10 protein-coding genes are annotated in these 13,311 nt (G+C 55.3%); 9 read left to right on the top strand and 1 reads right to left on the bottom strand.

Annotated elements, in window-relative coordinates:
- The first annotated feature begins 15 nt into the window (after positions 1-15).
- From dnaJ to greA, 6 genes are all read left to right on the top strand, one after another.
- Positions 16-1,173 carry a molecular chaperone DnaJ gene (gene dnaJ, locus HP566_RS00315; RefSeq protein ID WP_249975256.1) on the top strand — a complete coding sequence of 386 codons (1,158 nt, stop codon included), beginning with the start codon at positions 16-18 and terminating at the stop codon, positions 1,171-1,173.
- Between the two features lie 322 nt (positions 1,174-1,495).
- Positions 1,496-1,777, top strand: a complete 282-nt coding sequence (locus tag HP566_RS00310) for a DUF2218 domain-containing protein (RefSeq protein ID WP_249975255.1) — start codon at positions 1,496-1,498, stop codon at positions 1,775-1,777.
- Between the two features lie 114 nt (positions 1,778-1,891).
- Positions 1,892-2,698, top strand: a complete 807-nt coding sequence (dapB, locus tag HP566_RS00305) for a 4-hydroxy-tetrahydrodipicolinate reductase (protein WP_249975254.1) — start codon at positions 1,892-1,894, stop codon at positions 2,696-2,698.
- 405 nt (positions 2,699-3,103) lie between these two features.
- Complete coding sequence (gene carA, locus HP566_RS00300; RefSeq protein ID WP_249975348.1) at positions 3,104-4,249, top strand: glutamine-hydrolyzing carbamoyl-phosphate synthase small subunit; 1,146 nt, start codon at positions 3,104-3,106, stop codon at positions 4,247-4,249.
- Between the two features lie 71 nt (positions 4,250-4,320).
- Positions 4,321-7,551 carry a carbamoyl-phosphate synthase large subunit gene (gene carB, locus HP566_RS00295; RefSeq protein WP_249975253.1) on the top strand — a complete coding sequence of 1,077 codons (3,231 nt, stop codon included), beginning with the start codon at positions 4,321-4,323 and terminating at the stop codon, positions 7,549-7,551.
- Positions 7,548-8,024, top strand: a complete 477-nt coding sequence (gene greA / locus HP566_RS00290) for a transcription elongation factor GreA (RefSeq protein WP_096921576.1) — start codon at positions 7,548-7,550, stop codon at positions 8,022-8,024. Before carB ends, greA begins: the two co-directional genes overlap by 4 nt.
- Before the next feature lie 131 nt (positions 8,025-8,155).
- On the opposite strand, the gene HP566_RS00285 is transcribed toward greA, so the two are convergent.
- Positions 8,156-8,482, bottom strand: coding sequence for a YhbY family RNA-binding protein (locus HP566_RS00285; protein WP_249975252.1), 327 nt, complete (start codon positions 8,480-8,482; stop codon positions 8,156-8,158).
- 111 nt (positions 8,483-8,593) lie between these two features.
- Between HP566_RS00285 and rlmE the strand changes: the two genes are divergently transcribed.
- The 3 genes from rlmE to HP566_RS00270 all read left to right on the top strand — a co-directional run bounded on the left by rlmE (position 8,594) and on the right by HP566_RS00270 (position 13,304).
- Positions 8,594-9,241 (top strand): 23S rRNA (uridine(2552)-2'-O)-methyltransferase RlmE, encoded by a 648-nt coding sequence (gene rlmE, locus HP566_RS00280; protein WP_249975251.1) that lies wholly within the window; start codon positions 8,594-8,596, stop codon positions 9,239-9,241.
- A gap of 204 nt (positions 9,242-9,445) precedes the next feature.
- Complete coding sequence (gene ftsH / locus HP566_RS00275; protein WP_284041243.1) at positions 9,446-11,455, top strand: ATP-dependent zinc metalloprotease FtsH; 2,010 nt, start codon at positions 9,446-9,448, stop codon at positions 11,453-11,455.
- Positions 11,456-11,663: 208 nt separating this feature from the next.
- The gene (locus HP566_RS00270; RefSeq protein ID WP_249975250.1) at positions 11,664-13,304 is read left to right on the top strand and encodes an ABC transporter substrate-binding protein; all 1,641 of its coding nucleotides are present in this window, start codon (positions 11,664-11,666) and stop codon (positions 13,302-13,304) included.
- Positions 13,305-13,311: the final 7 nt, after the last annotated feature.

Here is a 13,311-nt window from a genome sequence, read left to right as displayed (position 1 = left end):
GGAGGCGTAGGACCCATGTCCAAACGCGATTATTACGAAGTCCTGGGTGTTGAAAAAGGGGCCGATCAGAAAGAGATCAAAAAGGCCTATCGCCGTTTGGCGCAAAAATTCCACCCTGATCGAAACCCAGACGATAACACTGCAGCGGAAAAATTCCGTGAGGTGTCTGAAGCATACGAAGTGTTAAGCGATGGCGAAAAACGCGCGGCCTACGACCAGTTTGGTCATGCCGGTGTTGATGGCCAGGGCGGCGGCTTTGGTGGCGGTGGTTTCGGTGGTGGTGGCGCTGGTGATTTCAGCGACATCTTCGGCGATGTATTTGGTGATATCTTCGGTGGCGGTGGTGGTGGTCGTCGTCGGGGACCCAATGCCGCTGCTCGTGGCTCAGACCTGCGCTACAACCTGGAACTTGACCTGGAAAGCGCAGTGGCCGGCACTACAGTGGATATTCGCGTACCGCGCCACATTGAGTGTGACCGCTGCGATGGCGGTGGTGCCGAGCCGGGTTCCAGCAAAGAGACTTGCCCCACCTGCCATGGTCATGGCCAGGTACGGATGCAGCAGGGCTTCTTCGCGGTTCAGCAAACCTGCCCAACCTGTCACGGCAGTGGCCAGCACATCAAAGTGCCGTGCCACAAATGTAACGGTGAAGGACGTGTGCGCGAAACCCGTACCCTCTCGGTGAAAATTCCGCCGGGTGTGGATACCGGTGACCGTATTCGCCTGAATGGCGAAGGTGAAAGCGGCTTGAATGGTGGTCCAGCAGGCGACCTGTACGTGCAGGTATCGATCAAGCCGCACCATATCTTCAAGCGTGACGGCAAACACCTGCAGTGTGACGTGCCGATCAACTTTGTGGATGCTGCACTGGGTGGCGAGTTGGAAGTGCCTACCCTGGACGGCCGCGTTAAGTTGAAGATTCCGCCGGAAACCCAAACCGGTAAGCTGTTCCGTTTGCGTGGCAAAGGCGTAAAGCCCGTGCGCGGCGGCGCCCCCGGCGATCTGCTGTGCAAAGTGGTGCTGGAAACCCCCGTCAATCTCAACGACGAGCAAAAAGACCTGCTGCGTCAGCTACAAAAGAGTTTTGACGGTAGTAACAGCCACAGCCACTCTCCGAAGAAAACCGGCTTCTTCGACAGTGTGAAGAAGTTCTTTGAAGAGATGAAACCGTAACGGTACCTACATGCTTTAACGGTTAATGCCCCAGTGACCATCCAGTTCTGGGGCATTTTTGTGTTTGCGCCCAACACCGTGCACGAAGGTTGCTGAATGTGCTCGCCGCTCTCTGGCGCCTTGGCTAAGTAACAGCTCAGTCCTTTTTGACGCTATGGCTTGCCAGCTAGATAATGGAACACGGCTGTTGTACACGTGTAGAACAGTCAGCTAAGCGCTGAACACACCGTTGCCTCAAATTCTCATTTGCTGCTTGGTTCTTATCGTCACGCGGCTTACGCTGGTGAGTACTAACTCGCAACGCTACCATGGAGAAAACAACATGCCTCTATCCCGTGCTGAAATTGCCACGCCTTCTGGAGAGCGGTTGATCAATCGGTTGTGCAAACACTGGGCGCATAAGCTTGAAGTGGAGCACAGCGAGCAGGATGCCAAAATTGTGTTCCCCAGTGGCACTTGCCTGATGCAGGCTGAGCCTGAGCGGTTGCTGGTGTCGATTGAGACCCTGGAAGAAGAGCATTTGGATCAGTTGGAAGGTGTAGTAGAAAGCCATCTGGTGCGCATGGCGAAAGATGAGTTGCTGGAGATTGTCTGGGAAAATTGAGGGTGCATGAATGGCGCTGCCGTTAGCGCCGCATCAGCAAAGGTGGTCTGCTATAATCGCGGCCACCTTTTTTGTTTCCAGTAGATGCCAAATAGCGCACGCGTAGGAGTTTCCATGACCCGAATTGCCATTGTAGGCGTAGCTGGCCGCATGGGCCGCACGTTAGTCAACGCCGTTGAGCAAGAGGCCAATGCCTCGCTAGCAGGCGGAATTGTTGAACCGGGCAGCTCCCTGGCCGGGGCCGATATCGGCGAACTGGCAGGCGTGGGCAAGCGTGGCGTGGTCGCGGTGGATTCTCTCAGTGCCATTGTGGATGATTTCGACGTGCTGATTGATTTCACTGCACCCCAGGTGACCCTGGCGAATCTGGCATTTTGTGCTGAACATGGTAAGCGCATCGTGATTGGCACCACCGGCATGAACGATGATGAGCTGGCGCAGTTGGATAGCTATCGCGATAGAGTGCCCATGGTATTTGCGCCCAATATGAGTGTTGGGGTGAACCTGACGCTGAAGCTGCTGGAAACCGCCGCCAAAGCCCTGGGCGATGAAGGTTACGATATTGAAGTGATTGAAGCCCACCATCGCCATAAGGTGGATGCACCTTCCGGCACGGCGATCAAAATGGGTGAGGTGGTTGCAGAAAGTCTGGGGCGCACGCTAAAAGAGCACGGTGTGTTTGAACGGGTAGGGCAGTGTGGCCCGCGCACCGATAAAGAGATCGGCTTTGCCACCGTGCGCGCTGGGGACATCGTCGGTGAACACACGGTGATGTTTGCCACTGAAGGCGAGCGTATCGAAATCACCCATAAGGCATCCAGCCGTATGACCTTTGCCAAAGGTGCGGTTCGCGCCGCCCGCTGGGTGGCTGACAAATCCCATGGCCGCTACGATATGCAGGATGTGTTGGGTCTTGAATAGTGAGCTGAATTCACCAATAGGCTTGTGCAGCACGTCGGATGATTTTAGGGCTAGCCGAAAGTCGATAAATCCTGTAACATTCCAAAAATTTTGGCCGAGTGGCTGCTGATACGCAGCAAAATGCCTGCAGCGAATGTCTGTGGAAAAGCACCGCGCTTGTTGCACTGGCCTTTAGGTTAGAGACAATAGTCAGCGCTTGGATTAGAGATAATAGTTAGCGCTGCGCGTAGCCAACGGCTATGGAAGAGAACAACAAGCGGGATGAAACCGATTTTTTTACTATCGGCTTCGTCCCGCTTTTTTACGACCAGACGTTTGCACGCAAACGCCGTAAAAACCGGATCGCTGAGCCTGCGCCCACAGGCTCCCACCAGCATGGGAGAACTTGTCTTGAATAACCCCGCATTGAGCAAACCCGCGATATTGGCCCTGGAAGATGGCAGTGTGTTTCACGGAACTGCTATTGGCGCGGATGGAGTCACAAGCGGTGAGGTGGTGTTCAATACAGCCATGACCGGCTATCAGGAAATCCTCACTGATCCCTCCTATACCCGCCAAATCGTCACTCTCACCTACCCCCATATCGGCAATACCGGCATTAACTCCGAAGATGTGGAATCCGCCTCCATTGCGGCAGCGGGTTTAGTGATTCGTGATCTTCCCCTGCTGGCCAGCAGCTTCCGTTCAGAGCAAACCCTCTCTGAATATCTGAAAAGCCAAAATGTGCTGGGCATTGCGGATATTGATACGCGCCGCTTAACACGCATTCTGCGCGATAAAGGGGCGCAAAACGGTGCGATTCTGGCGGGTGTGGATGCGGAGGGCGATGACGCGGTAGAGCGGGCACTGGCGGCGGCGAAGGCATTTCCTGGGTTGAAGGGCATGGATCTGGCCAAAGAGGTATCGTGCAAAGCAGCCTATGAATGGTCGGAAGGTGAGTGGACCCTGGGTGAGGGCTATGCTGATGCCACACAAGGCGAGCGCCCCTACCATGTGGTGGCGTACGACTATGGGGTGAAATACAACATTCTGCGTATGTTGGCGGCACGCGGTTGCCGTTTAACGGTAGTGCCGGCTCAAACGCCTGCCGCTGAGGTACTGGCGATGAACCCGGATGGCGTGTTCCTGGCGAATGGCCCTGGCGACCCGGAACCCTGCGACTACGCTATCAAGGCCATTCAGGAAGTGCTGGAAACCGATACACCGGTGTTTGGTATTTGCCTGGGGCACCAGTTACTGGCGCTCGCCTCCGGTGCCAAAACCGTCAAGATGGGCCACGGCCACCACGGTGCCAACCACCCGGTGCAGGATTTAGACACCGGCACGGTCATGATCACCAGCCAAAACCATGGCTTTGCAGCCGATGAAGCGACTCTGCCTGATAATGTGCGTGCCACTCACCGCTCATTATTCGATGGCACGCTGCAGGGAATTGAGCGTACTGACCGCTCTGCGTTCAGCTTCCAGGGGCATCCGGAAGCCAGCCCCGGCCCGCGTGACGTTGCGCCGCTGTTTGATCGCTTTATCGCCATGATGCAGGCGCGCCGCTAAGCGGCATCTCAATAGCAGCAATGTAACGCCGTTTTTGTCGCTCATCGTCACCTATTTTTGCGGGAACCGTTATGCCTAAGCGTACCGATATCAACAGCATTCTTATCATTGGCGCTGGCCCGATCGTTATCGGCCAGGCCTGCGAATTTGACTACTCCGGCGCCCAGGCGTGTAAAGCGCTGCGCGAGGAGGGGTACCGGGTTATCTTGGTTAACTCCAATCCGGCTACCATCATGACTGACCCGGCCATGGCCGATGCCACCTATATCGAGCCAATCACCTGGCAGGCGGTGGAAAAGATTATTGAAGCGGAGCGTCCGGATGCCATTCTGCCTACCATGGGCGGCCAGACCGCGCTGAACTGCGCGTTGGACCTGGATCATCACGGTGTGCTGGCCAAATACGGCGTTGAGATGATTGGCGCCAATGCCGATGCGATCAACAAAGCCGAAGATCGCGATCTGTTCGATAAGGCGATGAAAAACATCGGCCTGGAATGCCCCAAGGCCAAAGTGGCTCATACCATGGAGGAGGCGTGGGAAATTCAGGCGGAGCTGGGCTTCCCGACGATTATTCGCCCTTCATACACCATGGGCGGTTCCGGCGGTGGCGTGGCGTATAACAAGGAAGAGTTCGAAGAGATTTGTACCCGTGGTTTCGAGCTTTCCAACAACCATGAACTACTCATTGATGAGTCGCTGCTGGGCTGGAAAGAGTACGAAATGGAGGTGGTGCGCGACCGCAACGACAACTGCATCATCGTCTGTGCGATTGAAAACTTCGACCCCATGGGCGTGCACACCGGTGACTCGATTACCGTGGCCCCGGCCCAAACGCTGACCGATAAAGAGTACCAGATCATGCGCGACGCCAGTCTGGCGGTGCTGCGTGAGATCGGAGTGGAAACCGGCGGTTCGAACGTACAGTTTGGTATGGACCCGAAAACCGGTCGGATGGTCGTGATCGAGATGAACCCCCGTGTTTCCCGTTCGTCGGCGCTGGCCTCGAAGGCTACTGGCTTCCCGATTGCCAAAATCGCCGCCAAGCTGGCAATTGGCTATACCCTGGATGAGTTGCAGAACGATATTACCGGTGGTCAGACGCCTGCATCCTTCGAACCGTCGATTGATTACGTTGTTACCAAAATTCCTCGCTTCACGTTTGAAAAATTTCCCCAGGCGAATGACCGCCTGACCACCCAGATGAAGTCGGTGGGTGAGGTGATGGCGATTGGCCGTACCTTCCAGGAGTCGTTGCAAAAAGCGCTGCGCGGCATGGAAACCGGCAATGACGGCCTCGACCCGATTGTGACCGAGTTTACCGATGAGGCGATGGCGCTGATCAAAGGAGAACTACAGGCCGCCGGTGCTGAGCGTATCTTCTTTGTAGCTGATGCCATGCGCGCAGGGATGAGTGTGGACGAGATCTTTGCGCTCACCAATATTGATCGTTGGTTCCTGGTGCAACTGGAAGACCTGATTCTGACCGAAGCCGCTGTGCAGAAGCGTTCCCTCGCTGAGCTTTCTGCCCGTGAGCTGTTCCAACTGAAGCGCAAGGGCTTCTCTGATGCCCGCTTAGCGAAACTGCTGGGTGTGTCGGAAAAAGAGTTCCGCAAAACCCGTCAGGCAGCCAATATCCGCCCGGTGTATAAGCGCGTTGACACCTGTGCGGCGGAATTTGCCTCTGACACTGCCTACATGTACTCCACCTATGAAGAGGAGTGTGAGGCAGAGGTGTCTGACCGCCAGAAGATCATGGTGCTGGGCGGTGGCCCGAACCGTATCGGCCAGGGCATCGAGTTCGACTACTGCTGTGTGCACGCCGCGTTCGCTATGCGCGATGATGGCTATGAAACCATCATGGTCAACTGCAACCCGGAAACTGTCTCTACTGACTACGACACCTCAGACCGTCTCTACTTTGAGCCGGTGACGCTTGAGGACGTGCTGGAAATCGCTGACAAGGAGCAGCCGGTCGGCGTGATTGTCCAGTTCGGCGGCCAAACCCCGCTGAAACTGGCCCGGGAGCTGGAGGCCGCTGGCGTGCCGATTATTGGCACCACACCGGACGCTATCGACCGTGCCGAAGATCGTGAGCGTTTTCAGGTAATGATCGACAAGCTGGGTCTGAAACAGCCGCCCAACGCTACCGCCCGTAGCTTTGAGGATGCCTTCGCGAAGGCGGAGAAGATCGGTTATCCGCTGGTGGTGCGCCCCAGTTATGTACTGGGTGGTCGGGCCATGGAGATCGTCTACGACGCCTCCGAGCTTGAGAACTACATGACCAATGCGGTCAAAGTCTCTAATGACTCACCGGTACTGCTGGATCACTTCCTAAGTGCGGCGGTGGAAGTCGATATTGATGCGGTGTCCGACGGCCAGCAGGTGGTCATCGGCGGTATCATGCAGCACGTTGAGCAAGCGGGTGTTCACTCCGGTGACTCCGCCTGCGCGCTACCGCCTTACTCGCTGCCTGCCGATGTGCAGGATGAAATGCGCGAACAGGTCAAGAAAATGGCCGTGGAGCTGGGGGTTAAGGGGCTGATGAACGTGCAGCTTGCCTGGCAGGATGGCGAGATCTACGTGATTGAGGTTAACCCCCGCGCATCACGTACCGTGCCGTTCGTCTCCAAATGCATTGGCACCTCGCTTGCCCAGATCGCTGCCCGTTGTATGGCTGGCAAAACCCTGGCCGAGCAGGGCTTCGAGCGCGAAATCGTGCCACACTTCTTCAGCGTGAAAGAAGCGGTATTTCCGTTCAATAAATTCCAGGGTGTTGACCCGATTCTCTCCCCTGAAATGAAATCCACCGGTGAGGTGATGGGCTCGGGTGATACCTTTGCGGAAGCCTTCTTTAAAGCGCAGCTGGGCGCTGGAGAGGCCATTCCGACACTCGATGGTTCCCGCAAGGCATTCCTGTCGGTGCGCGAGCCGGATAAGCAGGGGATTATCGAAGTGGCCCGTTCTCTGCTAACATTAGGCTTCACATTATGTGCAACACGCGGTACGGCAGCCGCACTTGAGGCTGCCGGGCTTGAGGTGGAGCACGTCAATAAAGTCTACGAAGGCCGTCCCCATATCGTCGATCTGTTGAAGAACGACGAAATCGCCTACATCGTGAACACTACCGAAGGTCGTCAGGCAATTAACGACTCTTCGATTATTCGCCGTACTGCTCTCGCGCGCAAGGTGCCCTATGCGACCACCTTGGCGGGCGCTAATGCTGTTTGCATGGCGCTTGAGTACGGTAGGGAGATTACGGTGCGGCGCCTTCAGGATCTGCATGCAGGAGCAAGTAAATGAACAAGGTCCCGATGACGGTAGCGGGAGAGAAAAGCCTTCGCGATGAGCTCAACCACCTGAAGAGCGAAGCCCGCCCCCAGGTGATTGCCGCTATCGCTGAGGCGCGTGAGCACGGTGATCTTAAGGAGAATGCCGAGTATCACGCCGCTCGCGAACAGCAGGGGTTTATTGAAGGCCGTATTCAGGAAATAGAAAGCAAGCTTTCAGGTGCCCAGGTGATTGATGTCACCAAACTGCCGAAAACCGGCAAAGTGATCTTTGGGGTGACGGTGTCATTATTGAATCTGGATAGTGATACCAGCGTTACTTATCGTATCGTGGGGGAGGATGAGGCTGATATCAAAGCGGGCCGCATCTCCGTCACATCACCCATTGCCCGAGCGCTGATCGGTAAGGAAGAGGGCGATGTGGTGGTGGTGAAAACCCCCGGTGGTGACGTTGAGTATGAAATTGAGAGTGTTGAACACCTCTAACTACCATGAAACCATGCCTTTGGGCGCGTGTTATGCCGCGCCCAGAGAGCAAATAAAAAGCCCGCGGCAGTGATGAACTGCGCGCGAGCGTTTTTTTTCGTGTGCTTGTTAAGCACACAACAACATCAGTGTTAATGGCGCCCGTGATGATTCTCGAAACGTGTAACGTTAGAGAGCTTTGGGTTTGCCTTTGGGTTGCGGCGATACAGTAACGCCATCTTGCCAATGGTTTGCACCAAGTCAGCCTTGCTGTCGGCCAATAGCTCGTTAAGCATGGCGGCACGATCATCACGTTCGGGCAAGGCGAACTTTACTTTAATGAGCTCGTGGTCATTGAGCGCGCGGCTGAGTTCTGCGAGCAGGTTTTCGGAGACGCCGTTCTCAGAAACGGTGACCACTGGATTCAGGTGGTGGCCAATGCTACGAAATGCTTTCTTTTGTGCCTGTGACAAGCTCATGGTATCTTGCGGTATCCCGGTTAGCGCTTAACGTTCCATCTTACGGTGAAATGCCGCTAAGTGAAAGCAGTCGCGTTACGTGCCCATCTCTTATTCCAGTGTTAAGTTTCCATGCAACAAAAACCTCCAGGCCGTAAGCGTTCGGTAAGCAAGACCAGCGCCAGTTGGATGAAAGAGCACTTTGACGATCAGTACGTCAAGCAGAGCTGGCAGGATGGCTATCGCTCCCGCGCCAGCTACAAGCTGCTGGAGCTGGATGAAAAGGACAAACTGTTTCGTTCCGGCATGACGGTGATTGATTTAGGCGCTGCCCCCGGTGGGTGGAGCCAGGTTGCCGCAGAAAAAGTGGGACCGGAAGGTGTGGTTATTGCATCGGATATACTGGAGATGGATGCACTGGCAGGCGTTGACTTTATTCAGGGCGACTTTACTGAGGGGAGCGTACTTAATGCGGTTCTTGAGCGTCTGAGAAATCGTCCGGTAGACCTTGTTATGTCCGACATGGCCCCCAATATGAGTGGTATGGCGGCTATTGATCAGCCGCAGGCGATGTATCTGGTAGAGTTGGCACTTGAACTCGCCCGGGAAACACTGCCTCCCGGCGGACGTTTTCTGGCTAAAGTCTTTCAAGGGGAAGGGTTTGACGCCTACCTGAAAGAGCTGCGTGGAAGCTTTGATCGGGTGGTTACCCGCAAGCCAGGCGCTTCGCGGGCGCGCTCCAGGGAAGTTTACTTTTTAGCTGAAGGGTTTCGCGGCTAGCCATATATGAGCGCGATAGCAAAGATTTATCACCACGATTGCCAGACAGGCAAGCGTAAGGTGTGTCACATTATGCACATTGGACGAGCGTGACACAGATGGCCCAAAGCCAGATGTGCTTTGGCAATGGTTGAACGTTGATCTCTAGTGTAAGGTCTGAGTATTGACGGATAACTGACGGATTCTTGTAATGAGGGTAGCCCCTTGAACGATATGGCGAAGAACCTGATTCTGTGGTTGGTCATCGCGGCCGTTCTACTGACAGTGTTCAACAATTTCAGTACGGAAAGTGCACCACAAACCACCAACTACTCCCAGTTTGTGCAGCAGGTGCAAAATCAACAGATACGTAGCGTCACCATTGATGGCTATACCATCACTGGTGAGCGGACGGATGGTTCGCAGTTCCAAACCATCCGTCCTGCGGCTGAAGATCCGAAGCTGATGGACGACCTGTTGAGCAATAACGTCACTGTGGTGGGTAAAGAGCCAGAACAACAAAGCATCTGGACGCGCCTGCTGATTGCCAGCTTCCCGATCCTGTTGATCCTGGCTATCTTTATGTTCTTCATGCGCCAAATGCAGGGCGGTGTTGGCGGCGGTAAAGGCGGTCCGATGAGCTTTGGTAAGTCCAAGGCCAAGCTGCTCTCTCAAGATCAGATCAAAACCACCTTTGCTGACGTTGCAGGCTGTGACGAAGCGAAGGAAGAAGTGGAAGAGCTGGTGGACTTCCTGCGTGACCCCACTAAATTTCAGCGCCTGGGTGGCACGATTCCCCGTGGCGTGTTGATGGTGGGGCCGCCGGGTACCGGTAAAACGCTGCTGGCCAAGTCCATTGCCGGCGAAGCGAAGGTGCCGTTCTTCTCCATTTCAGGCTCTGACTTTGTTGAAATGTTTGTAGGTGTCGGTGCGTCCCGCGTACGCGACATGTTTGAGCAGGCGAAAAAGCAGGCGCCCTGCATCATCTTTATTGACGAGATCGATGCGGTTGGTCGTTCGCGTGGTACCGGCATGGGCGGCGGTAACGACGAGCGCGAGCAGACGCTTAACCAGTTGCTGGTGGAAATGGATGGCTTTGAAGCCAATGAAGGCATCATCGTCATCGCTGCCACCAACCGTCCTGACGTACTGGATCCGGCGCTGTTGCGCCCAGGCCGTTTTGACCGTCAGGTCACCGTTGGCTTGCCGGATATTCGTGGTCGTGAACATATTCTGGGCGTTCACCTGCGTAAGGTGCCGCTGTCAGATGACGTCAAGCCGCAACTGATTGCCCGTGGTACGCCCGGTTTCTCAGGTGCCGATCTTGCCAACCTGGTTAACGAGGCTGCGCTGTTTGCTGCCCGCCGCAACAAGCGTCTGGTAAGCATGGAAGAGCTTGAGTTGGCCAAGGATAAGATCATGATGGGCGCCGAGCGCAAATCCATGGTCATGACCGATAAAGAGAAGCTCAATACGGCCTACCATGAGGCGGGCCACGCCATTATCGGTTTGGTCATGCCTGAACACGACCCGGTGTATAAAGTCACGATTATTCCCCGTGGCCGGGCGTTGGGTGTCACCATGTTCCTGCCGGAAGAGGATCGCTACAGCCTGTCGCGCCAGCAAATCCTCAGCCAGATCTGCTCGCTGTTCGGTGGCCGTATCGCCGAAGAGATGACGCTGGGGCCAAACGGTGTCACTACTGGTGCGTCAAACGATATTAAACGTGCCACCGAGCTTGCGCATAACATGGTGGCGAAGTGGGGTCTTTCAGATGAAATGGGGCCGATCATGTATGACGAGGACGAGTCTCATCAATTCCTCGGCGGCCCAGGTCAGGGTGGTGGAAAGCTGAAGTCGGGTGAAACCACCTCTCGCCTCGATAAAGAAGTACGCAAAATTATCGATGAATGTTACGAGCAGGCACGTCAGATCCTGCATGACAATCGCGACAAGCTGGATGCCATGGCCGAAGCGTTGATGAAGTTTGAAACCATTGATGCCGACCAACTGAAAGATATTATGGAAGGCCGTGACCCCCGCCCACCTGAAGGCTGGGACGATGGCAGCTCATCCGGCGGTGGTATGCGTGTGGATGAAGATAAGCCTGAAGCAAAAGCGGAAGATAAGGCGGAGGACACGCCCCCCAGTGCGTCTGGTGATGATGGCGAAGAAGATGACGACGGGCCCCGTCGCCGCCCCTCTGACCCATTAGGTGGTCCAGCGGGCCCGTAAATAATCAACGTTGATATGTTTCAAAAGCACCCTCTTCAGGGTGCTTTTTTGTTTGTGCATACCCGGCACGGCTAACTTCTGGATAATAGCAAGCTGAGAAACGTTTAAGGAGACGTTTGACGGTTAAACGTTGCACTCATTAGGTTGGAATCGGCTTAAAAAATACAAGTGGCTACGTTTGCTTGGCTAATACGTTGAGGGAGACCTAATGAATAACGCAATAACGGAAGCGTTGGCAAAACCCTATAGTGGGAAACGCACTTCGCTGCGGGTACTGGCGGTAACGCTGGGTTTGGGGGTCTGTGCATCACAGTCTCAGGCGCAAGAGCCAATGCCCTCCATTACCTTAACCACGACCACCGAGTCTTACGACCCGATTCGCTATGAGGCGGCCTTTATCATCGCCGAGCGTTGGGAGGAGCTGGGGCTGGATGTAACGGTAGCTCCCACGGAGTTCAGTACCGCGCTTGAGCGCCTCTACGACCAGCAGGATTTCGACGCGACCATACTTGGCTGGACCGGCCGCACAGACCGGCTTGATCCGCAGTTTTTTCTAAGCACCCTGGATTCGCGGCAGTCCAATCCTGGGGGGAATAACCCTGGCGGTTACGACAACCCTGAGTTCAATGCCCTGTTTGACCAGCAATCCCAGGCCTTTGACCCGGACGAGCGTCAGCAACTGGTGATGGAGATGCAGGAACTCTATAAGCCGGATGCCCCACTGATTGTGCTTTTCTACCGGGATGAGGTGGTGGCTTATAACCACGATACCTTTGAAGGATTTGAGCCAATGGCGGGCGAGGGCTTGTATAGCGAGTGGGGACCAATGGAAGCGGAGCCGGTGGGCGAGCGTGGCACACTGCGCATCGGTGGCCCCCAGGAGCCTGACAACCTTAACCCGCTGGCTTCCACGTCTGTATGGGGATGGAAGTGGATGCGTCTCTACTACGACCGTCTGGTGCGTCTATCCGCCGATGTGGAACCGCTTCCCTGGGCGGCGGAAAGCGTAGAGCAAGTCGGTGATACCACGATTGCTGTGACGCTTCGTGAAGGTATGACCTTCCATGATGGTGAGCCGGTGACCGCCGAAGATGTGGCGTTTACGTGGAATTACTATCTCGATCAGGATTACAGCTACTTCAACTCCTATCTGGCCGCGCTTGAGAACGCAGAAGTGGTGGATGAACGTACCGTACATTTCAACCTGAAAGAGCCGTCTGCCTCTTTCGCCAGCATATCACTGTCGCAAATCCCCATCCTACCCGAGCATATCTGGTCGGAAATTGACGACGCATCCTCGCTGAGTCCCGTAGATGTGCCCACCGTTGGTTCAGGCCCGTTCCAGTTTGAGCGCTTTGACCGTGGTGAATTTATGGCCATCAGTAAGTTCGATGACCACTTCTACGCTGACGATATTGCCGTCGATGGTGTTGAATTCATCATCTACGCCGATATGGAGGGGGTTTATACAGGGCTGCAAACGGGCGAGATTGATGTTACTGCCTGGCGTATGGAGCCGGGGCAGATCAGTCTGGCGGAGAGCCAGGATCACCTCACGGTGGTCAATGTGCCGGACTTCGGCTACTACCACCTGACCTTCAACCTGCGTCGTCCTCCATTTGATGATCGTGCCGTGCGCCGTGCCTTAACCATGGCGACTGACCGTGAGCGGATGGTTAATGTGTTACTCGATGGGCGCGGTGAAGTGGGGAACAGTGTCATTGCTCCCGTCAATAACTACTGGCATGAGGCGTTCATCGAACAGTTTGAGTTCGATATGGATGCCGCTCGTGCCGAACTTGAAGATGCCGGCTACTCCTGGGATGAGCAAGGTCGCTTAGTACGCTAAGCACGAC

The organism is Vreelandella olivaria, assembly GCF_023507745.1.
Classification (GTDB): domain Bacteria; phylum Pseudomonadota; class Gammaproteobacteria; order Pseudomonadales; family Halomonadaceae; genus Vreelandella; species Vreelandella olivaria_A.
Note: the sequence above shows the minus strand (reverse complement) of the source record. Positions and strands in the feature narration are given on the sequence as shown.

What these genes read in the sequence shown, in the direction of transcription:
- dnaJ (WP_249975256.1), top strand. Translation starts at nt 16, where the DNA reads ATGTCCAAACGCGATTATTACGAAGTCCTGGGTGTTGAAAAAGGGGCC.
- HP566_RS00310 (WP_249975255.1), top strand. Translation starts at nt 1,496, where the DNA reads ATGCCTCTATCCCGTGCTGAAATTGCCACGCCTTCTGGAGAGCGGTTG.
- dapB (WP_249975254.1), top strand. Translation starts at nt 1,892, where the DNA reads ATGACCCGAATTGCCATTGTAGGCGTAGCTGGCCGCATGGGCCGCACG.
- carB (WP_249975253.1), top strand. Translation starts at nt 4,321, where the DNA reads ATGCCTAAGCGTACCGATATCAACAGCATTCTTATCATTGGCGCTGGC.
- greA (WP_096921576.1), top strand. Translation starts at nt 7,548, where the DNA reads ATGAACAAGGTCCCGATGACGGTAGCGGGAGAGAAAAGCCTTCGCGAT.
- HP566_RS00285 (WP_249975252.1), bottom strand. Translation starts at nt 8,482, where the DNA reads ATGAGCTTGTCACAGGCACAAAAGAAAGCATTTCGTAGCATTGGCCAC.
- rlmE (WP_249975251.1), top strand. Translation starts at nt 8,594, where the DNA reads ATGCAACAAAAACCTCCAGGCCGTAAGCGTTCGGTAAGCAAGACCAGC.
- HP566_RS00270 (WP_249975250.1), top strand. Translation starts at nt 11,664, where the DNA reads ATGAATAACGCAATAACGGAAGCGTTGGCAAAACCCTATAGTGGGAAA.